At 62.4% G+C, this 21,244-nt stretch carries 19 protein-coding genes and 1 pseudogene; 15 read left to right on the top strand and 5 right to left on the bottom strand.

Annotated elements, in window-relative coordinates; translation table 11 throughout:
• Positions 1 to 112: 112 nt before the first annotated feature.
• The 5 genes from ribF (at position 113) to ispH (ending at position 5,964) form a co-directional block, all read left to right on the top strand.
• Positions 113 to 1,051, top strand: coding sequence for a bifunctional riboflavin kinase/FAD synthetase (ribF, locus tag ACZ5M5_RS26370; RefSeq protein ID WP_060740555.1), 939 nt, complete (start codon positions 113 to 115; stop codon positions 1,049 to 1,051).
• Between the two features lie 13 nt (positions 1,052 to 1,064).
• On the top strand, positions 1,065 to 3,896 hold the full coding sequence (ileS, locus tag ACZ5M5_RS26365) for an isoleucine--tRNA ligase (RefSeq protein WP_464738186.1): 2,832 nt from the start codon (positions 1,065 to 1,067) through the stop codon (positions 3,894 to 3,896).
• A complete protein-coding gene (gene lspA / locus ACZ5M5_RS26360; protein WP_464738185.1) occupies positions 3,889 to 4,413 on the top strand; it encodes a signal peptidase II in 525 nt (174 codons plus the stop codon). Before ileS ends, lspA begins: the two co-directional genes overlap by 8 nt.
• Positions 4,406 to 4,843: an FKBP-type peptidyl-prolyl cis-trans isomerase gene (gene fkpB, locus ACZ5M5_RS26355; protein ID WP_060740558.1), complete on the top strand. Its 438-nt coding sequence runs from the start codon at positions 4,406 to 4,408 to the stop codon at positions 4,841 to 4,843. Before lspA ends, fkpB begins: the two co-directional genes overlap by 8 nt.
• Before the next feature lie 173 nt (positions 4,844 to 5,016).
• Positions 5,017 to 5,964, top strand: a complete 948-nt coding sequence (ispH, locus tag ACZ5M5_RS26350) for a 4-hydroxy-3-methylbut-2-enyl diphosphate reductase (protein ID WP_060740559.1) — start codon at positions 5,017 to 5,019, stop codon at positions 5,962 to 5,964.
• On the opposite strand, the gene ACZ5M5_RS26345 is transcribed toward ispH, so the two are convergent.
• A complete protein-coding gene (locus tag ACZ5M5_RS26345; RefSeq protein WP_464738184.1) occupies positions 5,918 to 6,457 on the bottom strand; it encodes a GspH/FimT family pseudopilin in 540 nt (179 codons plus the stop codon). The two genes, ispH and ACZ5M5_RS26345, sit on opposite strands and share 47 nt — an antisense overlap.
• A gap of 219 nt (positions 6,458 to 6,676) precedes the next feature.
• Here ACZ5M5_RS26345 and ACZ5M5_RS26340 point away from each other — a divergent pair, with 219 nt between their 5' ends.
• From ACZ5M5_RS26340 to ACZ5M5_RS26305, 8 genes and pseudogenes are all read left to right on the top strand, one after another.
• A complete protein-coding gene (locus ACZ5M5_RS26340; RefSeq protein ID WP_103310654.1) occupies positions 6,677 to 7,150 on the top strand; it encodes a GspH/FimT family pseudopilin in 474 nt (157 codons plus the stop codon).
• Positions 7,147 to 7,608, top strand: a complete 462-nt coding sequence (gene pilV / locus ACZ5M5_RS26335) for a type IV pilus modification protein PilV (RefSeq protein WP_060740562.1) — start codon at positions 7,147 to 7,149, stop codon at positions 7,606 to 7,608. The genes ACZ5M5_RS26340 and pilV overlap by 4 nt, the downstream gene beginning before the upstream one ends.
• Entirely contained in the window at positions 7,605 to 8,318 is a 714-nt protein-coding gene (locus tag ACZ5M5_RS26330; RefSeq protein WP_060740563.1) for a PilW family protein, read from the top strand. Before pilV ends, ACZ5M5_RS26330 begins: the two co-directional genes overlap by 4 nt.
• 5 nt (positions 8,319 to 8,323) lie before the next feature.
• On the top strand, positions 8,324 to 8,803 hold the full coding sequence (locus tag ACZ5M5_RS26325) for a pilus assembly PilX family protein (RefSeq protein WP_371856646.1): 480 nt from the start codon (positions 8,324 to 8,326) through the stop codon (positions 8,801 to 8,803).
• A complete protein-coding gene (locus ACZ5M5_RS26320) occupies positions 8,790 to 11,888 on the top strand; it encodes a pilus assembly protein (protein WP_464738183.1) in 3,099 nt (1,032 codons plus the stop codon). Before ACZ5M5_RS26325 ends, ACZ5M5_RS26320 begins: the two co-directional genes overlap by 14 nt.
• A 9-nt stretch (positions 11,889 to 11,897) precedes the next feature.
• Positions 11,898 to 12,299: a type IV pilin protein gene (locus ACZ5M5_RS26315; protein ID WP_060740566.1), complete on the top strand. Its 402-nt coding sequence runs from the start codon at positions 11,898 to 11,900 to the stop codon at positions 12,297 to 12,299.
• A 57-nt stretch (positions 12,300 to 12,356) separates the two neighbouring features.
• Positions 12,357 to 13,457 (top strand): glycine oxidase ThiO, encoded by a 1,101-nt coding sequence (gene thiO, locus ACZ5M5_RS26310; RefSeq protein ID WP_060740567.1) that lies wholly within the window; start codon positions 12,357 to 12,359, stop codon positions 13,455 to 13,457.
• A 1,283-nt stretch (positions 13,458 to 14,740) separates the two neighbouring features.
• Positions 14,741 to 14,944 (top strand): annotated as a pseudogene (locus ACZ5M5_RS26305) (DUF6124 family protein); the annotation flags it as partial.
• A gap of 163 nt (positions 14,945 to 15,107) precedes the next feature.
• Here ACZ5M5_RS26305 and ACZ5M5_RS26300 read toward each other — a convergent pair.
• The 4 genes from ACZ5M5_RS26300 to ACZ5M5_RS26285 form a co-directional block, all read right to left on the bottom strand.
• A complete protein-coding gene (locus ACZ5M5_RS26300) occupies positions 15,108 to 16,454 on the bottom strand; it encodes a sigma-54-dependent transcriptional regulator (RefSeq protein WP_464738182.1) in 1,347 nt (448 codons plus the stop codon).
• Positions 16,451 to 18,040, bottom strand: a complete 1,590-nt coding sequence (locus ACZ5M5_RS26295; RefSeq protein ID WP_060740569.1) for an ATP-binding protein — start codon at positions 18,038 to 18,040, stop codon at positions 16,451 to 16,453. Before ACZ5M5_RS26295 ends, ACZ5M5_RS26300 begins: the two co-directional genes overlap by 4 nt.
• Positions 18,030 to 18,263 (bottom strand): PP0621 family protein, encoded by a 234-nt coding sequence (locus ACZ5M5_RS26290; protein ID WP_060740570.1) that lies wholly within the window; start codon positions 18,261 to 18,263, stop codon positions 18,030 to 18,032. The genes ACZ5M5_RS26295 and ACZ5M5_RS26290 overlap by 11 nt, the downstream gene beginning before the upstream one ends.
• Positions 18,264 to 18,389: 126 nt before the next feature.
• Positions 18,390 to 19,406 carry an outer membrane protein assembly factor BamD gene (locus ACZ5M5_RS26285; RefSeq protein ID WP_046065043.1) on the bottom strand — a complete coding sequence of 339 codons (1,017 nt, stop codon included), beginning with the start codon at positions 19,404 to 19,406 and terminating at the stop codon, positions 18,390 to 18,392.
• Positions 19,407 to 19,556: 150 nt separating this feature from the next.
• Here ACZ5M5_RS26285 and rluD point away from each other — a divergent pair, with 150 nt between their 5' ends.
• Positions 19,557 to 20,519, top strand: coding sequence for a 23S rRNA pseudouridine(1911/1915/1917) synthase RluD (gene rluD, locus ACZ5M5_RS26280; protein WP_060740571.1), 963 nt, complete (start codon positions 19,557 to 19,559; stop codon positions 20,517 to 20,519).
• Entirely contained in the window at positions 20,516 to 21,241 is a 726-nt protein-coding gene (gene pgeF, locus ACZ5M5_RS26275) for a peptidoglycan editing factor PgeF (protein WP_464738181.1), read from the top strand. Before rluD ends, pgeF begins: the two co-directional genes overlap by 4 nt.
• The last annotated feature ends 3 nt before the right edge of the window (positions 21,242 to 21,244 follow it).

The following is a 21,244-nucleotide window of genomic DNA, read 5'->3' as shown; positions in this document are numbered from 1 at the left end:
TCCCGGGCCGGGCAGTGGTTTTGTCGGTTCGATCACTTTGGGGTGCGGTGTTGCCTGTCGTCGGCCGCCGGGTGTGGTTATAATCGGCCACTTTATGAGCAAGAAGCGCGTTATGCAGCTGGTTCGAGGCCTCCACAACCTGCGCCCCCAGCATCGGGGCTGTGTCGCCACTATTGGCAACTTTGACGGTGTTCACCGTGGCCACCAGGCTATCCTGGCGCGACTGCGCGAGCGTGCGCTGGAGTTGGGCGTGCCCAGCTGCGTGGTGATTTTCGAGCCGCAGCCACGGGAGTTTTTCGCCCCGGACACCGCCCCGGCCCGTCTGGCCCGGTTGCGGGACAAACTGCAACTGCTGGCCGCCGAAGGTGTCGACCGGGTCCTGTGCCTGGCCTTCAACCAGCGCCTGAGCAAGCTCAGTGCCGCCGAATTCGTCGATACCATCCTGGTGGACGGTCTCGATGTGAAGCATCTGGAAGTCGGCGATGATTTCCGTTTCGGCTGTGATCGGTCTGGGGATTTCGATTACCTGCAACAGGCCGGTATCGTCCAGGGTTTCACCGTCGAAGCGGCGCAGACCGTCGAGATGGATGGCTTGCGCGTCAGCAGCACCCAGGTCCGCAATGCCCTGGCGGCGGCCGACTTCGAATTGGCCGAGCGCTTGCTCGGCCGGCCGTACCGGATTGCCGGGCGGATCCTGCACGGGCAGAAGCTGGCGCGCCAATTGGGCACGCCGACGGCCAACGTGCAGCTCAAGCGTCGTCGCGTGCCGCTGACCGGGGTGTTCCTGGTGAGTGTCGAGATCGACGGCAAGACCTGGCCCGGCGTCGCCAACATCGGCGTGCGCCCCACGGTCCAGGGCGATGGCAAGGCCCACCTTGAAGTACATGTTCTGGATTTTGCCGGCGATCTGTATGACCGGCGTTTGACGGTGGTTTTCCACCATAAGCTGCGTGAAGAGCAGCGTTTTGCCTCTCTGGAGGCGCTCAAGACGGCGATCCATGCAGATATCGCCGCCGCCCGTGCCCTTGTCGCAACCAGCGCCAATCGCTAATGAAGAGCCTTAAATGACCGACTATAAAGCCACGCTAAACCTTCCGGACACCGCCTTCCCAATGAAGGCCGGCCTGCCTCAGCGCGAACCACAGATTCTGCAGCGTTGGGACAGCATTGGCCTGTACGGAAAGTTGCGCGAAATTGGCAAGGATCGTCCGAAGTTCGTCCTGCACGACGGCCCTCCGTACGCCAACGGCACCATCCACATCGGTCACGCGTTGAACAAGATTCTCAAGGACATGATCATCCGCTCCAAGACCCTGTCGGGTTTTGATGCGCCGTATGTCCCGGGCTGGGACTGCCATGGCCTGCCGATCGAGCACAAGGTCGAAGTGACCCACGGCAAGAACCTGGGCGCGGACAAGACCCGCGAGCTGTGCCGTGCCTACGCCACCGAGCAGATCGAAGGGCAGAAGTCCGAATTCATTCGCCTCGGCGTGCTGGGCGACTTTGCCAACCCGTACAAGACCATGGACTTCAAGAACGAAGCCGGCGAAATCCGTGCCCTGGCGAAAATCGTCGAGGGTGGTTTCGTGTTCAAGGGCCTCAAGCCAGTGAACTGGTGCTTCGATTGCGGTTCGGCCCTGGCCGAGGCGGAAGTCGAGTACGAGAACAAGAAGTCCTCGACCATCGACGTCGCGTTCCCGATCGCCGATGAAGACAAGCTCGCCGCCGCGTTCGGCCTGGGCAAGCTGGCCAAGCCGGCGTCGATCGTGATCTGGACCACCACCCCGTGGACCATCCCGGCCAACCAGGCGCTGAACGTCCACCCGGAATTCACCTACGCCCTGGTCGACGTCGGCGACAAGCTGCTGGTGCTGGCCGAAGAGCTGGTCGAAGCCTGCCTGGCCCGCTACAACCTCGAAGGTTCGGTGGTCGCCACCGCCCCGGGTTCGGCGCTGGAACTGATCAATTTCCGTCATCCGTTCTATGACCGCCTGTCGCCGGTGTACCTGGCCGACTACGTGGAACTGGGCGCAGGCACTGGCGTGGTTCACTCCGCGCCAGCCTATGGCGTCGACGACTTCGTGACCTGCAAGAAGTACGGCATGGCCAACGACGACATCCTCAACCCGGTGCAGAGCAATGGCGTGTACGCGCCGTCGCTGGAGTTCTTCGGCGGCCAGTTCATCTGGAAAGCCAACCCGGCCATCGTCGACAAGTTGACCGAAGTCGGCGCGCTGCTGCACACCACCGTCATCGAACACAGCTACATGCACTGCTGGCGGCACAAGACCCCGTTGATCTACCGCGCCACCGCGCAGTGGTTCATCGGCATGGACAAGCAGCCCACCAGCGGCGACACCCTGCGCCAGCGTTCGCTCAAGGCCATCGAAGAGACCCAGTTCGTACCGGCCTGGGGCCAGGCGCGCCTGCACTCGATGATCGCCAATCGTCCGGACTGGTGCATCTCCCGCCAGCGCAACTGGGGCGTGCCGATCCCGTTCTTCCTGAACAAGGAAAGCGGCGAGTTGCACCCGCGCACCGTCGAACTGATGGAAATCGTGGCCAAGCGTGTCGAAGCCGAAGGCATCGAAGCCTGGTTCAAGCTCGATGCCGCTGAGTTGTTGGGTGACGAAGCACCGCTGTACGACAAGATCAGCGACACCCTGGACGTCTGGTTCGACTCCGGCACCACCCATTGGCACGTGCTGCGCGGTTCGCACCCGATGGGCCACGAGAGCGGCCCGCGCGCCGACCTGTACCTGGAAGGCTCCGACCAGCACCGTGGCTGGTTCCACTCGTCGCTGCTGACCGGTTGCGCCATCGACAACCACGCGCCGTATCGCGAGCTGCTGACCCACGGCTTCACCGTCGACGAGTCCGGCCGCAAGATGTCCAAGTCCCTGGGCAACGTGATCGCGCCGCAAAAGGTCAACGACACCCTGGGCGCCGACATCATGCGCCTGTGGGTGGCCTCCACCGACTATTCCGGCGAGATGGCCGTTTCCGAGCAGATCCTGCAGCGCAGCGCGGACGCCTACCGGCGGATCCGTAACACCGCGCGCTTCCTGCTTTCCAACCTGACCGGCTTCAACCCGGCCACCGACCTGCTGCCGGCCGAAGAAATGCTCGCGCTGGACCGTTGGGCCGTGGACCGTACCCTGTTGCTGCAACGCGAATTGCAGGAGCACTACGGCGAATACCGCTTCTGGAACGTCTACTCCAAGATCCACAACTTCTGCGTGCAGGAACTCGGTGGTTTCTACCTCGACATCATCAAGGACCGCCAGTACACCACCGGCGCCAACAGCAAGGCCCGTCGTTCGTGCCAGACCGCGCTGTTCCACATCAGCGAGGCCCTGGTGCGCTGGATCGCGCCGATCCTGGCGTTCACCGCCGATGAGCTGTGGCAATACCTGCCGGGCGAGCGCAACGAGTCGGTGATGCTCAACACCTGGTACGAAGGCCTGACCGAACTGCCGCAAGGCTTCGAGCTGGACCGTGCGTATTGGGACCGCGTCATGGCGGTCAAGGCCGCGGTCAACAAGGAAATGGAGATCCAGCGGGCGGCCAAGGCCGTCGGCGGCAACCTGCAGGCCGAAGTCACCCTCTACGCCGAAGAGGCCCTGGGCGCCGACCTGGCCAAGTTGGGCAACGAACTGCGCTTCGTGCTGATCACCTCCACCGCCAGCGTTGCACCTTTTGTGCAGGCCCCGGCTGATGCGGTGACCACCGAAGTCAGCGGCCTGAAGCTGAAAATCGTCAAGTCGAACCACACCAAGTGCGCCCGCTGCTGGCACTGCCGCGAAGACGTCGGCGTGAACCCGGAGCATCCGGAAATCTGCGGTCGTTGCGTCGACAACATCAGCGGTGCTGGCGAGGTTCGCCACTATGCCTAATGTGGCGCCTGACGCAGCAGGCCGTTTCGGACGGCTGGGCTGGCTCTGGTTGAGCGTGCTGGTACTGGTCATCGACCAGGCCAGCAAGTTCTACTTTGAAAGCTCGTTGACCCTGTACCAGCAGATCGTGATCATCCCTGATTATTTCAGCTGGACCCTGGCCTACAACACCGGGGCGGCGTTCAGTTTCCTGGCCGACAGTTCCGGCTGGCAGCGCTGGCTGTTCGCCCTGATTGCCGTCGTGGTCAGTGCCGTGCTGGTGGTCTGGCTCAAGCGCCTGGGGCGCAATGAGACCTGGCTGGCCGTGGCGCTGGCCTTGGTGCTGGGTGGTGCGTTGGGCAATCTCTATGACCGCATCGCCCTGGGCCACGTTATCGATTTCATCCTGGTGCATTGGCAGAACCGCTGGTATTTCCCGGCGTTCAACTTTGCCGACAGTGCCATCAGCGTGGGCGCCGTGATGCTCGCCCTGGACATGTTCAAGAGCAAGAAAACCGGAGAAGCCGTCCATGACTGAGCAGCGTATCGCTCAAAACACCGAAGTGAAGCTTCACTTCGCCCTGCACCTGGAAAACGGCGACACCGTCGACAGCACCTTCGACAAGGCCCCGGCGGTGTTCAAGGTCGGTGATGGCAACCTGCTGCCAGGCTTCGAAGCGGCGATCCTCGGTTTCAAAGCCGGCGACAAGCGCACCGTGGTCGTGCCACCGGAAAACGCCTTTGGTCAGCCCAACCCGCAAAACGTGCAGACCATGCCACGCTCCCAGTTCCAGGACATGGAGCTGTCCGAGGGCCTGCTGGTGATCTTCAACGACGCGGCCAATACCGAGCTGCCGGGTGTGGTGAAGGCGTTCGATGACGCCCAGGTGACCGTGGACTTCAACCATCCGCTGGCGGGTAAGACCTTGAACTTCGAAGTGGAAATCCTCGACGTCAAGGCGGTTTAACATTTGACCGGCAGCTTCTGCTGCCACCCGATCCACTGTGGGAGCGAGCTTGCTCGCGATGACGGAGTCACTTTCAATACAGGGGTGACTGACCCGCCGCCATCGCGAGCAAGCTCGCTCCCACACGGGATTGCACTGATTCAATTTCTTGCGCGCAAGACACGAGGCACAGCATGCAAATCAAACTCGCCAACCCCCGTGGCTTCTGCGCCGGCGTGGACCGGGCGATCGAAATCGTCAACCGCGCCCTGGAAGTCTTCGGGCCGCCGATCTACGTGCGCCACGAAGTGGTCCACAACAAATTCGTCGTCGAAGACCTGCGCAGCCGCGGGGCCATTTTCGTCGAGGAACTGGACCAGGTGCCGGACGACGTCATCGTGATCTTCAGTGCCCACGGGGTTTCCCAGGCCGTGCGCAGCGAGGCCGCTGGCCGGGGCCTGAAGGTGTTCGACGCGACGTGCCCATTGGTGACCAAGGTGCACATCGAAGTGGCGCGCTACAGCCGTGACGGTCGCGAGTGCATCCTGATCGGCCATGAAGGCCACCCGGAAGTCGAAGGCACCATGGGCCAATACGATGCCAGCAACGGCGGTGCGATCTACCTGGTCGAGGACGAGGATGACGTTGCGGCCTTGCAGGTACGCAACCCCGATAGCCTGGCTTTCGTGACCCAGACGACCCTGTCCATGGACGACACCAGCCGGGTGATCGACGCCCTGCGCGCGCGTTTTCCGGCCATCGGCGGCCCGCGCAAGGATGACATCTGCTACGCCACCCAGAACCGTCAGGATGCGGTCAAGCAACTGGCCAACGAATGCGATGTGGTGCTGGTGGTCGGCAGCCCGAACAGTTCCAACTCCAACCGCTTGCGCGAGCTGGCCGAGCGCATGTCCACGCCCGCTTACCTGATCGACGGTGCCGAGGACATGCAACGCAGCTGGTTCGAGGGCATCGAGCGTATCGGCATCACCGCCGGTGCTTCCGCCCCGGAAGTCCTGGTGCGTGGCGTGATCCAGCAATTGCAGGCTTGGGGTGCCACCGGTGCCGATGAACTGGCCGGTCGCGAGGAGAACATCACGTTCTCGATGCCGAAAGAGCTGCGCGTGCGCTCCCTGCTTTAAGTCCTTTTTCGCACAGCGCCTGTTTGGCTTCGACGCTTTCCAGGCGCACGCGACCGGAAGGCGCCAGTATCACTTGATGATGGCTGACCGGCCCGCGTTTGGCGCAGACATGCAGCGTGCCTGCCTGGAATGCGCCATTGGGATGCAGGGCTTCCCCTTGGCTGCCGAACCTCACCCGGCGTTTCACCGGCTGGTTGCCGACCACCCGGGCGCTGGCGCTGCGCTCCATCAGCACGGTCTTCTCCTTATCGTCCAGGGTGATGCGCCAGCCCCGGCCCCAATCGTTGTCTATCCCCCTGAGCACGACCGTCCGGTTGCGCGTGATGGCCTCGCTGCGCGCACTGCGTAACCCGCTGATCAGCAACTGCGCGGTGTCCTTGCGCTCGATGGACTCGATCAGTTCTTTGTAGCCCGCGTTGGCCCACGGCAGAACAATTGCGGCAATTGCCAGTCCCATGAGCAGTTCGATCAGGCTGAAGCCCTGTTGGTACATGACATCTCCTCCCTGGAGAATGTGAAGCGGTGCGATAGTGCAAGCTCTCAATGTGGCAGCAAGCATGCTGTGGCGAGGGAGCTTGCTCCCGCTGGGCTGCGCAGCGGCCCCAAAATAGCGGCCGCTACGCGCCCGAGCGGGAGCAGGCTCCCTCGCCACAGGCGGTGGTTTGTTCTAGCGTGTAGAGGCAGGTATAGCCGACGGCAACGGAGGGCACCGATGGATCTTCGTACAAAAGGTTTCACGCTGATCGAGGTGCTGGTGGCCCTTGGCGTGCTGCTGATCCTGATTACCATGGCGGTGCCGTCATTCACCGGCTCGCTGCAGAGTACCAAGGCTGACACTGAGGTTGACGACTTGCGCCGGGCGCTGAACTTTGCCCGGCTGGAGGCGATCGACCGTGGTATCACCACGCGCATCCGCCCCACGGCCGAGGGCAGCGTCTGGAGCGGCGAACTGACGGTGTATGACAGTACTGGCACGCCGGCCAATGTATTGCGGGTTGTTCCAGCGATGAGCAGTGGCGCGACTCTGACGCTAACCTCAGCAGTGAACAACATCGATTTCAACAACCTCGGCGGGTTATCGGCACCGGCCACGCCGGTGAGTTTCAATTATGTACGAGGGGCGCAGAGCAGGACGCTGAATGTCTGCCTTAATGGGAGAATCGTATTGGGTGGAAGTTGCGGATGAAGGATTGCAGTAAAAGGGCGCAGGAGGGCATGACGCTGATCGAGGTGCTGGTGGCGGTGCTGATTCTCGGTGTTGGCTTGCTGGGGGCGGCGATGATCCAGCTCAACGCGCTCAAGTACACCGACAGTTCGCGCATGACCAGCCAGGCCAGCTTCATTGCCTACGACCTGCTGGACCGCATTCGCGCCAACTCCGGTGCCGACTACACCGTCACACCGCCCAGCTCGCCGAACCTCAACGTGGCCCGGGACCAGGACCTCTACGATTTCAAGACCAACATCATCGCCTTCGGCGGCGCCACGGCCACCGGCACCATCGCCCTGAACCAGCGGGTCTACACCATCACCATTGCCTGGGACGACGCCCGGGCCGCCAACACCACCAACGCGGCCGAGGCGCGGCGCAGCTTCGTACTGACCAGCCGGGTCGCCGTCGATCCGCCGGGGACGCCGCCATGAACAGGCGTTGCCGGGGATTCGGCCTGATTGAATTGATGATTGCCCTGGTGCTCAGCCTGATCGTCATCCTGGGTGTCGTGCAGATTTTCATCGCCGCCAAGAACACCTACATCAGCCAAAGTGCGGCGGCGGTGATGCAGGAGGACGCCCGGTTCGTCCTGAGTAAAATGGTCCAGGAGATTCGCATGGTGGGCATGTTCGGTTGCCTGGGGACCATTACCGATGCTTCCACGGCCAATGACTTCAATGCCAGCCAGATCACCCCGATCCGCTGGGATAACGCCAACCGCAGATTGACCCTGGTGACCGCCGACGTAGGGAGTGGCGGTAGCGCTCCGACCTGGACCGTCGTCTCCGATTGCCGCACCTCGGCGACGGCCTATACCAACGCACGGCTACCGGCGGCGGGGCAGTTGGCCTTCCCGATCCGCCGACTGATCTACAGCTTCAACAACAACCAATTGCTGCTGGGCAGCGGCGCCGGCAACCCGACCTTGTCGGTGCTGGTGGACAATGTGCGGGCGTTCGACGTGACGTTCGGCGTGGCCGGCAGCGCGACGGACATCGCGGCGTCGAGCTATACCAGCAATCCGCCTGACCCGGCACTGATCCGCAGCGTGCGCTTGACCCTGACGCTTTTTGATCCGAGGAACGCAGTGCGCGAGCAGACCTTCAATGTGGTTGCCGCCTTGCGCAACCGGTTGCTATGAAGGAGATGACCTCGATGGGGCAGGTTCACCGCCAGCGGGGCATGGCATTGCTGGTCAGCCTGGTCTTCCTGTTGCTGCTGACGCTGATCGGTCTGTCATCGATGCAGAGCGCCACCCTCCAGGAAAAAATGACCAGCAGCGTCATGCAGCGCAACCAGTCGTTCCAGGTGGCCGAGGCGGCGCTGAGGGTGGGGGAGAGCGCGGTGCAGGTCGAGACCTATTCATTGCCGGTGTGTACCACCACGACCCAGTGCGCGCCGCCGGCGGAGTCGGCGACACTGACGGGAGCTGGGCGCAATTCGTCGTCGGGGGTGCTCTGGGTTGCCGCCGCCGGTGGGTTTTATGGTGTACAGAACATCGGCACGACGCTCACGGCGGTCAACGTGCCGGTCAATACGTCGGCGACGCTGTACCGGATCACGGCGGTGGCGGTGGTGGGGAATAACCAGCGCAGCGTGGTGGAGAGCATTTATGCGAAGTACTGAGGTGCGCGCTAGTTGGAGGCAGGTGCTGTGGGGGGGCTTGCTCAGCCTTTACCTGGCGGCGCCAGCCTATGCGTTCACGCCTTCGGATTCGCCGTTGCTGAGTGCGGCCGCCGTCACGCCGAACGTGATGCTGCTGATCGATGATTCGGGAAGCATGAACAACATTATCTGGGCGGCGGGGTTTGATCCCAATGTCTCGCGGCCTGCGGTTCTCAATTGCAATTCCAGCAACAGCTGCTTCGGTGGAACAACTCTCGATCCAGACGATGGCAACGTCTTGCTGGCAAGTCTGTTCCGTGGTGGTTGCTCCAATGGCTGGTATGGCTTTTACCGGGGCGTCCTGTCACGTGTCTGTCTGCGATTGCCAGACCCGGTGGGTGACGGCAACACGCGCTATACCACTAAATACCTGGCGTACCTGTTGACCCTAGCCAACGGCTCGAATCGGGACTTCACCACCGGCTCCATTCCCACCGACTACCGCATCAACGTGGCGCGGGACGTTTCCAACGACCTGGTCGCCAGCAACCGCGCCCTACGTATCGGCCTTGCTACCTTCAACCCGCCGAACAGCAGCAACTCCGGCCCCGGGGGATATATCGCGCGCGCCATCAGCGATCTGTCACCGGTCAGCGGCAGCGTGACCCAGACCCAAGCCAACAGCAACTACAGCGCGCTGATCAACGCCATCAACGGCCTGGGTGCGGTCGCCAATACCCCGTTGGCCGAGAGCTACTACGAGGTCACCCGCTACTTCAGGGGCATGGCGCCGTACCACAACAGCACGCCAGCCACCTACACCAGCCCGATCCAGTACCGTTGCCAGAAGAATTTCGGCGTGGTGATCACCGACGGCTTGCCCACCTATGACCGGACGTTCCCCACCAACGACCCGCTGGGCTTGGCCCGGTTGCCGAATTGGGATGGCATCAACAACGATGGCGCCGATCTCAATGGTGATGGCGAGGGCGACACGCTGTACCTGGACGACATCGCCAAGTTTGCCTTCGACATCGACATGCGCTCCACCGGCACCGACGCCACCGGCAAGAGCTGGAACGCCACGGATTTTCCCCGGCAATACCTCAATACCTATACCGTGGGTTTTACCGCCGCCAACCCGATGTTGTCAGACGCCGCCCGTTATGGTGCCGGCAAGTATTACCAGGCGACCGACAGCGAAGGCCTGAACTCGGCGTTGGCCTCTGCCCTGAGCGACATCACTTCCAAGGCTGGCTCCGGGGGCGGCGGCACCACCAACGCCGCCACCTTGTCGAGCACCTCCAGCTATTACCAGACCACGTATGACCCCAAGGACTGGCGCGGCACCATCCGGGCGTTTGGCTTTACCTCGGCGGGCACGGTCAACACGGCAGCGGTGCAATGGACCACCGATACCGCCATCGTGCCCGGCGCCACCGCTCCGATCTATCAGTCCTGGAACACTGCGACCAACGTGCCGGTGACCCTGGCCTACGGCAACTTTTCGCCGGCCCAGCAAACCAGCCTCAGCCAGAACCTGCCCACGGGGATCACCGGCAATGACCTGGTGGAGTGGAGCAAGGGCGTCAATAAAACCGGCCTGAAGGTGCGCAGCGCGTTGCTGGGGGACATCATCAACTCGCCGCTGGTGCTGGCATCGCCCAATGACCAGACCGCTGCGGACCTGCTCAACGACACCAGCTATAGCACCTACCTGGCGACCAAGGCGACGAACATGAGCGCCAGCCTGGTGGTGAACGGCAACGATGGTTTTTTCAGTGTCATCAACAGTGCAAACGGCACGCGGCGTTACGCCTACATGCCTTCGAACGTGCTGCCCTCGTTGCAGGACATCGCCGACACCAGCTACATCAACGGCGTGAGCCACAAGTTCCTGGTGGATGGACAGGTCGGTGTATACGACGTGCAATCGGGGAGCGCCTGGAAGACCGTGGCCCTGGGCGGCACGGGTGCCGGCGGCAAGACGTTCTTCGCGGTGCAGTTGTTCGATGCGGCGGCGGGCAACGCGTTTCGGGCGCTGTGGGAAATCAGCGCGCCAACCGTTGCCAACACCGCCAACGTCTTCAATGACCTGGGCTACGCCTACGCACGCCCCGAAGTCGCGCGCCTGGCGGACGGTCGCTGGGCGGCGTTCATCGGCAACGGCTATGGCAGCAACAGCGGCGTGGCGGCGTTGTACGTCGTGGATATCCGTGACGGTTCGCTGATCCGCAAAATCGTCATCAACAGCAGTGAGACCGATAACGGCCTGTCGTCGGTCAAGTTGCGGGTCAACTCCCAGAATGTGGTGCAGGCCGCGTACGGTGGCGATTTGAAGGGGCGGATGTGGAAATTCGACCTCAGCGGCACCTCGCCCACCGCGTGGGGCCTGGCGTTCGCCGGCCAGCCGTTGTTCACCGCCCCCGGCGGCGCGACCCAGCCGATCACCGTGCAGCCTCTGCTGGCAGACAATCCCCAGGGCGGCACCCAGGTTTTTTTCGGTACCGGTAAGTTCAACGAAGCGGCAGACAAGCTCAACAAGGATCTGCAAGCGTTCTATTCGATCTGGGACGCCGTTGGCGGCGGGGGGCAAATTACCGTCTCGAGCCTGCAGGCCCAGTCGATCACGGGGGTGTTTTCAGGCAGCACCGGGCAGTTCGTGACCACCAGCCAGACCGACGTGACGTACCCTGCGAAGAAGGGCTGGTACCTGCCTTTGGTGTACAACAATGTGCTGACCGGGGAGCGGGTCATCAACCCGGCCAACCTGGTGCTCGGGCGCGTGATCTTTACCACGGCCGCCGTAGACACCACCGACCCTTGCGCCAGCTTTGGTACCGGCAAACTGATCGAATTGGATGCATTCAACGGTAAGATGCTCAACTATGCGGTACTCGATACCAACAACGATGGTTCGCTCACCAGCCTCGATACGATTTCCGCCGGCGTGGTGTTCACCGGCGGTATTCCGACCCTGAGCGCCGTCGTCAGCGCCAATGGGGCCACCAATATGATCGTGAACGATTCCAGTGGCGGTATCACTGACCTGCTGGGCAAAACCGTCGGCGGCAGCCGCCGCATCATGTGGCGGCAAATACAATGAGGGCTAGGCATGCGCAGATCCAACCGGGGTTTCACCTTGATCGAAATCATGATCGTGATCGCGATCATCGGTATTGTGATCACCATCGGCTATCCGAGCCTGACCGAATACATGAAGAAGGGCCGACGCACTGAAATTACCGGGCTCTTATCCGAGCAGGCGCAGATTCTCGAGCGCTACTACTCGAAGAACAACGTCTACACCAATGCAACCGGGCTGAGCAGCGGCAACGATTTCTACACCATTACCCAGACGCTGGCGGACCAGAGTTTCACCCTGACCGCCGTACGCAAGAGCGGTTCGTCCATGGCCACGGACAAGTGCGGTGATTTCACCCTCAACAATACCGGCGTACGCAGCATGCTCAACGCCACTGCGGGGCTGACCACCAAGGATTGTTGGGGGCGCTGAGTTTCTTTCATTCGGGCGCGCTTTTGCGCCCTTTGTTTTAGTGAGTCGAATCAGAACATGACCAGGCAACAGCAAGTGGTGATCGTCGGTGGCGGAGTCATTGGCCTGCTGACGGCGTTCAATCTGGCGTCCGAAGGGCAACGTGTGGTGCTGCTGGACCGCTCCAGTGTCGGCCAGGAATCGTCCTGGGCCGGCGGCGGCATCGTTTCGCCGTTGTACCCGTGGCGCTACAGCCCGGCGGTCACGGCGCTGGCCCATTGGTCGCAGGATTTTTATCCACAGCTGGGTGAGCGCTTGTTCGCGGCCACCGGGATCGATCCACAAGTACACGTGACCGGGCTGTATTGGCTGGACCTGGACGACCAGGACGAAGCGCTGGCCTGGGCCGAGCGGGAAGGGCGCCCGCTGCGGGCTGTGGATATCTCCACGGTCCACGACGCCGTGCCGGTGCTGGGTGCGGGTTTTTCCCGGGCGATCTACATGGCTGGCGTGGCCAACGTGCGTAACCCTCGGCTGGTGAAATCCCTCAAGGCGGCGTTGCAGGCGTTGCCCAATGTCACGCTTCATGAGCATTGCGAGGTCAACGGGTTCATCCGCGATGGCGGGCGTGTCGTGGGGGTGGACAGTTCGGCGGGACCGATGCGTGGCGATCAGGTGGTGCTGGCGGCGGGGGCCTGGAGTGGTGAACTGCTCAAGACGCTAGGGCTGAAGTTGCCGGTCGAGCCGGTCAAGGGCCAGATGATTCTGTACAAATGCGCGTCGGATTTCTTGTCGAGTATGGTGCTGGCCAAGGGGCGTTATGCGATCCCGCGTCGTGATGGGCACATTCTGGTTGGCAGTACGCTGGAGCGTGAAGGTTTCGACAAGACCCCGACCGAGGTTGCGTTGGAGAGCCTGAAGACTTCGGCGCAGCAACTGATTCCGGCGCTGGCGGGTGCAGAGGTGGTGGGGCATTGGGCCGGGTTGCGGCCTGGGTCGCCTGAAGGTATTCCCTATATCGGCGAGGTGCCGGGGGTTGCTGGGTTGTGGTTGAACTGTGGGCATTATCGTAATGGACTGGTGTTGGCGCCGGCGTCGTGTCAGTTGTTTACGGATCTGATGTTGGGGCGTGAGCCGGTGATCGATCCTGTGCCGTATGCGCCGGCTGGGCGCTTGTAAGGTCCGGCTTTGATACTGCACCTGTGCTCAGATCCAATTGTGGGAGCGAGCTTGCTCGCGATGGCGGCCTGATAGTCGGCGGGGATGTTGTTGACTGAGTGCATATCCCTTTTCGCGGTACGGCTGCTGGCGGTTCCGCTCTTACAGCGGGTTACTTTCGAAAAGCCGGAATGCCGGCCCAGGCGAAAGTAACCAAAGCGCTTTTGCCCCACCACTCGGTGCCTCGCCTGTGTTCGGCCAGCGTGGTTAACGGGGCGCCCCAGATCAAGATCAAAAGCGAGGCGGCCTGACAGCCGGCCTGGCTCTCCCGCTCGTACACCTGTCAGATCTGTGGGAGCAAAGCTTGCTCGCGAGGCGGCCTTATAGCCGACCTGGCTCTTCCGGTCCTAGTGCGATCCCATTGTGGGAGCGAGCTTGCTCGCGAAGACGGCGGTACATCCAACGCTGATGCAAGCTGATCCACCGCCATCGCGAGCAAGCTTTGCTCCCACAGGGATTTGCAGTGGCCGAAAATCTGTAGATCGTCACCGACCCAATGTGTGCGAGCTTGCTCGCGAAGGCGATGGCACATTCAACGCTGATGCAAGCTGATCCACCGCCATCGCGAGCAAGCTTTGCTCCCACAGGGATTTGCAGTGGCCGAAAATCTGTAGATCGTCACCGACCCAATGTGTGCGAGCTTGCTCGCGAAGGCGATGGCACATTCAACGCTGATGCAAGCTGATCCACTGCTATCGCGAGCAAGCTTTGCTCCCACAGGGATTTGCAGTGGCCGCAAATCTGTAGATCGTTCCCGATCCAGTGTGGGAGCGAGCTTGCTCGCGAAGGCGATGGCACAGTCGATGAATATGTTGAATGCTCCGGCCTCTTCGCGAGCAAGCCCGCTACCACAGGAGAAACGCGATCACCCAGAACCAGGTCGGCTATCAGGCCGCCTCGCGGTGGACGTTGATCTCGGAGCCCCGTTAACCACGATGGCCGAACGCAGGTATTGCGTAGTGGGCATCCCGGCATGGATGCCGGGATAGCCGCGCTGGGCCATGGATGGCCCTTCGCGGCGGGCCCACGGAGCAATGCCTGCGTTCGGGCATGCCGAGCCTAGGCGAGGCACCGAGTGGTGGGGCAAAAGCGCTTTGGTTACTTTCGCCTGGGCCGGCATTCCGGCTTTTCGAAAGTGACCCGCTGTAAGAGCGGAACCGTAAGTAGCCGTTACCGCAGAAACGGATATACACACCGCCCTCACAATCGACCAGGCTTTGTGGGAATGGTCGGAAAAAATCTCCGTAGTGGAAGGCATCGACACCGAATGCCTCCTCGCCAACCTCAGCGAAACCCTGGCCTCCGCCAACGCAACGATCAGCGACCTGGCCTTCGAACTTGAAGGCTCGCGACGGCATGTTGCCTTGGGGGTACAGCAGTTGATTGAGCTGAGCGAACTACTGGCCAATCGTGTGCTGGACGAGCGGGTACCCGTGCTGGAGGGCTAGAGAGCTGTGGCGAGGGAGCTTGCTCCCGCTGGGTTGCGCAGCAGCCCCAAAAGCAGCGCCTCGATCACCTTGGTATATCAAGGTGTCAGGTTGGGGGCCGCTTCGCAGCCCAGCGGAGCAAGCGCCCTCGCCACAGGATAAGTAGGGGCTTGAGGACCGCGCTTTAATCCAGCCCCAACTTCTTCAACCGATACCGCATCGACCGAAACGACAACTTCAACCGCTGCGCCGCCGCCGTGCGGTTCCAGCGGGTTTCCTCCAGGGCTTGGAGGATGAGTTTACGTTCGACGTCTTCGAGGTAGTCTTCCAGGTTGTCGACCTGCATCAAGTCGGGGTTGCCCGCCTCAGAGCTGGCATTGCCCTCGGCCAGGCGCAGGTCGTCGGCTTCGATCAGCTGTTGTTCGCACAGGGTGTAGGCCCGTTCGAGCATGTTCTCCAGTTCCCGCACATTGCCCGGGAAACGGTAGTTTTGCAGGGCCTCCAGGGCTTGTGGATGTAGCTTGGCCGCCGGGCTGCCGGTGCTGCTGGCCAGCCGCTGAAGCATGTGATTGGCCAGCGGTTCGATGTCTTCGCGGCGTTCGCGCAAGGGCGGGACGCGCAATTCGATGACATTCAGTCGGTAATACAGATCCTGGCGAAAGCGTCCGGTGGCCACTTCGCCGTCCAGGTCCTTGTGGGTGGCGCAGAGGATTCGCACATCCACCACTTCTTCCTGTTGGCCGCCCACGGCGCGCACGGCCTTTTCCTGGATGGCTCGCAACAGCTTCACCTGCATCGCCAGAGGCAGGTCAGCCACTTCATCCAGGAACAAGGTCCCGCCGTGGGCTGCCTGGAACAGTCCGGGCTTGTCTTCGATGGCGCCGCTGAAGCTGCCTTTGCGGTGGCCGAAGAACTCGCTTTCCATCAGTTCCGTGGGAATCGCCCCACAGTTGACCGGTACAAAGCCTTGGTTGGCTCGGGGGCCTTGTTCGTGGATCAGCCGGGCGACCAGTTCCTTGCCGCAGCCTGATTCTCCACTGATGTACACCGGGGCCTGGCTGCGGGCGAGCTTTTCGATCTGTTTGCGCACGTTGCGCATTGGCGGCGAGTCGCCCAGCAGGCAGCGCTCGATGGTGCTGGTCGGTGTGGCGCCCGGTGGCAGGCGCAGGGCACTGGTGACCAGTTCCCGCAGCCGCCCCAGGTCGACCGGTTTGGTCAGGAAATCGAAAGCGCCGGCCTTGAGGGCGTCGATGGCGGTTTCCAGGCTGCCATAGGCGGTGATCATCGCCACGGGCAGCTGTGGATAACGTTGCTGGATGTGCTGCACCAGCTCTAGGCCGGTGCCATCGGGCAAGCGCATGTCGGTCAGGCACAGGTCAAAGGCATCCCCCGTCAGCAGGGCTTGGGCCTCGGCAAGGTTCTTGGCGCTGCGGGTGTCGAGTTTCATCCGGCCCAGGGTGATGTCCAGGAGTTCGCGGATGTCCGGTTCGTCATCGACGATCAGGATTCGTTGCCGTGAGCGATTATTCAAATCTGTTTCCGTCCGTGAGCAAAGGTGATGCGAAAGCAACCGCCGCCTTGGCGTGGTTTGAAGTCTAGGCGGGCTTGATTGCTTTCGCACAGCTCACGGGACAGATAGAGCCCAAGGCCGGTGCCCTGGCTACTGGTGGTAAAGAAGGGTTCGAACAAGTGCGCCTGCTGCTCGGGCGTTACGCCGGGACCGTTGTCGATGATGTCCAGTGTCGACAGCTGGCTGTGGGGGTCGATGAACAGTTTCAACCAGGCCTCGGCCTGTTCATGGACCATTGCGCTGTGGCGCCAGGCGTTGCGCAGCAGGTTGTCGAGTACCTGGGTGAGCTGGTCGGGGTCCATCAGCGTGGTGTAGTCCCCCGGGTCGATGCTCAGGTGCAATTGCTGGTGCTCGGCCATGCTTTCGCGAGCCTGCCGGACGAATTGGTCGAGCCAGGTGCGCAGGTCGAGGCGTTGGGGTGTGGTTTGTTGGCGGCGAGACAGCTGCAGAACGTTTTCAATGACGCGATTCATTCGTTGGGAGTGATCTTGAATAATCTGCGTCAGACGCCGATCCGCGTTGTTCAGTTCCTCGGATTCGCGCAGCAATTGCGCCGCGTGACTGATGGCGCCCAAGGGGTTGCGGATTTCATGGGCGATACCGGCGGTGAGGCGCCCGAGGGACGCGAGTTTCAACTGCTGGGCCTGCTGGGCAACCTGGGCCAGGTCTTCAAGGAACACCAGGATCTGCTGCTGATCGTGATGCCCCAGGGCGATGAAGCTCGGTTGCAGGGTCAGGCCCGTGCCCGTAACGGTCAGGCTGGACGGGCGCAGGCTGGGGTTGTTTCGCCACAATTGCAGGCGTTCGACCAGGGCAGTGGAGTAATCGTCGAGCGGCTGGCCGACCAGATCGTGCATGCCCAGCAGGTTCAGCGCGCTCTCGTTGGCCAGTTGCACCCGACGCTCACGGTCAAGTACCAGGATGCCGGTGCGCATGCGTTGCAGGATCAGGGCGTTGAGCGCTTCCAGGCCGATCACTTCGCTGGCCCGTTGCTCAGCCAGGGTTTCGCTGGCTTCCAAGCGTCGGGTCAGGCCTTGCACCAGCAGCGCGGCGGCAAAGCACAGTGCCCCGAGGGTGCCGGCCTGCAGATAACTGCTGGGACGGTTCGAGTCGCTCAAGCCAAGAAAGAGGCTCGAACCGACGATGCCGAGGGTGGCAACGGCCGCGATCAACAGGCCGATCCGGCCTCGCAGCAGCGTGTTGCCGATGGCCACCGAGACAATGAGCAGGTTGCCGATGGCACTGGGCACGCCGCCGGCGGCGAAAAACAGCCACGAAAGCAGCAGCACGTCGGTGAGGGCCAGGCCGAACAGCCGGGCAGGGCGACGCGTGTTCTCAAGGAACACCACCAGCAGGATGTTCAGCACCAGGTACAACCAACTGCCGCTGCGCAGCAGGTCGTCGTTGGCGAACTCCAGCAGGCGGTTGTCCATGTTGCTGGAGATCAGCAGCACCAGGGTGATGCCGATACTCAGGCGGTACAGGTGATAGAGGCGCAGCAGGCGCTGCGTCTGTTTGACGCGTGGGCTTGAGGCCTCAGCGCTCACGATTGCCCGGGCCTTGCTCGAGATGAGCCTGGCTGCAATACCATTGTTGTTCGAGGGCCAGCGCCCGGTCACGGGGCAGGTGTACGCCGCAGTGGGCGCAGCGCACCATGGGCGGTGCGTCCTGTTCCTGGGTGGCGCGCGATGCGCGGGGCCCGCTTTTCACCCCGCGAAAGATCCATATGGCGGCGGCAACGACAGCGAACAAGATCAATAAACGAAGCATGATAGGCGGCTTTCTGGCGAGTGATCAGGCAGTTTAGCCAAGGACTGGAACGGCGCACAGCGCAATAAAAGCCAGGCACAAAAAAGGGAGACCGCAGGGTCTCCCTTTTTTACTGATGCCTTGGCCTCAGTCGAACACGCCGAAGGTCATGTAGCTGAACCAGGAACGGTCGCTGGACTCGTTCTCGGGCTCTTCTTCTTCGATCACGTCGCCATTTTCATCCTTGGGCTTGAGTTCGTTCGGGATGGCTTCCTTGGCATCCTGGAACTGACGCTGTACGTCCTGGTTGGCGCGGGTTTCGCCCGGCGGCAGCGGTGGACGGGACTCGATCAGGCCCAGGGTCGCCTTGCTCAGCCACGAACGGTTGTCGGCTTCGTCGACCCGTGGGGTGAACTGGCCATCGACCAGCGATGGGTGATCCGGGTAGTTCAGCTTGAGGGTTTCCAGGCTGGTGGCCGCCAGGTCGTCCAGGTGCAGGCGCTGGTAGGCTTCGGTCATCACCGCCAGGCCATCACCCACCGAAGGGGTTTCCTGGAAGTTTTCCACCACGTAGCGGCCACGGTTGGCGGCGGCGACGTAGGCCTGACGGGTCAGGTAGTAGTCGGCTACGTGGATTTCGTAGGAGGCCAGCAGGTTGCGCAGGTAGATCATGCGCTGCTTGGCGTCCGGCGAGTAGCGGCTGTTGGGGAAGCGGCTGGTCAGCTGGGCGAACTCGTTGTAGGAGTCGCGCGCGGCACCCGGGTCACGCTTGGTCATGTCCAGCGGCAGGAAGCGCGCCAGCAGGCCGACGTCCTGGTCGAAGGAGGTCAGGCCCTTGAGGTAATAGGCGTAATCGACGTTCGGGTGCTGCGGGTGCAGACGAATGAAACGCTCGGCGGCGGATTTGGCGGCTTCCGGCTCGGCGTTCTTGTAGTTGGCGTAGATCAGCTCCAATTGGGCCTGATCGGCATAGCGCCCGAACGGATACCGCGACTCCAGCGCCTTCAGCTTGGCGGTGGCGCTGGTATAGCTGTTGTTATCCAGGTCGTTCTGCGCCTGTTGGTACAGTTCGACTTCGCTCAGGTTTTCGTCTACGACTTCCTTCGACGAGCAAGCAGCAGTCAATGCGAGGATGGCGATCAGCAGCAGGTGTTTCACTTGCATGGCGGCTTGCGTCCCTATGACGGCCGCTGTCTTGGGCGGGGCCGTCCTGTTATGATGAGCGCCCCGTTGAAAGCCTCGGGGCAAAAGACGCCGTATTTAACCACAAGCGCGCAGCCGAAACCAAAGGCTGTGCCGACGCCCAGTCCGAGCATGTCCGATAAAATAGAACTTCGCGCAGAGGTGCCGTCCGAATTGGGCGGCCAACGCCTCGATCAAGTCGCCGCACAACTCTTTGCCGAGCACTCTCGCTCGCGCCTTTCCGCCTGGATCAAGGACGGCCGCCTGACTGTGGATGGGGCGGTGATTCGTCCGCGCGACATCGTCCATGGCGGCGCTATCCTCGAACTGACTGCCGAGCAGGAGGCCCAGGGAGAATGGGTCGCCCAGGACATTGCCCTGGACATCGTCTATGAAGACGATGACATCCTGGTGATCAACAAGCCTGCGGGCCTGGTGGTGCACCCGGCGGCCGGTCATGCCGACGGCACGCTGCTCAACGCCTTGCTGCACCACGTACCGGACATCGTCAATGTGCCCCGTGCCGGCATCGTCCATCGCCTGGACAAGGACACCACCGGCCTGATGGTGGTGGCCAAGACCATCCAGGCGCAGACACAGCTGGTCACACAGCTGCAAAGCCGCAGTGTCAGCCGCATCTATGAATGCATCGTGATCGGGGTCGTCACCGCCGGTGGCAAGATCAACGCCCCGATCGGTCGTCACGGCCAGCAGCGCCAGCGCATGGCGGTGATGGAAGGTGGCAAGCAGGCGGTCAGCCACTATCGTGTGCTGGAGCGTTTCCGTTCCCACACCCACGTGCGGGTCAAGCTGGAAACCGGTCGTACCCACCAGATCCGTGTGCACATGGCCCACATCAACTTCCCGTTGGTGGGCGACCCGGCTTATGGCGGTCGTTTCCGCATTCCGCCAGCCGCCAGCCAGACCATGGTCGAATCGCTGAAGAATTTCCCGCGCCAGGCACTGCACGCGCGTTTCCTGGAGCTTGATCATCCGACGACCGGCAAACGCATGAGCTGGGAATCGCCGTTGCCGGATGATTTCGTCTGGCTGCTGACGTTGCTCAAGCAGGACCGCGAGGCGTTCGTCGGATGAGTGCCTGGCTGACGCCCGACTGGCCCGCGCCGGCCCGGGTCAAGGCCTGCGTCACCACCCGCGAGGGCGGCGTCAGCCTGGCGCCGTTCGACAGCCTCAACCTGGGCGACCATGTGGGCGACGACCCTAGGGCCGTCGCTGAAAACCGCCGTCGTCTCACCGATCAATTCGTTATCACCCCGGCCTGGCTGCAGCAGGTCCACGGCATTGCCGTGGTCGAGGCTGACCCGACCCAGGTGGCGACCGCCGATGCCAGTTGGACCGCCACGCCGGGTATCGCTTGCACGGCGATGACCGCCGATTGCCTGCCGGTGCTGTTCTGCAACCGTGCCGGCACCCGTGTCGCGGCGGCCCATGCCGGTTGGCGTGGGCTGGCGAACGGTGTGCTGGAAGCCACCCTCGACAACCTTGCCGTGCCCGCGAATGAAATCCTGGCCTGGCTCGGCCCGGCCATCGGGCCGCAAGCGTTCGAAGTCGGGCCGGAAGTGCGTGAAGCCTTCATCGCGCAACTGCCTGAGGCGGTAAAAGCCTTTGCCGCGAGCCCCAATGCTGGCAAATTCCTTGCTGACATCTATCAGTTGGCCCGCTTGCGGCTGGCGGCGCGCGGTGTCACCGCGGTGTACGGTGGGGGCCTCTGCACCGTGAACGACCCGCGTTTCTTCTCCTACCGGCGCAACCCGCGCACCGGCCGCTTTGCCTCGTTGATCTGGATCGAACGCTAGACT

Source organism: Pseudomonas sp. Van50 (genome assembly GCF_055390755.1).
The sequence above is the reverse complement of the archived record's forward strand: the minus strand, read 5'-3'. Positions and strand labels throughout refer to the sequence as shown.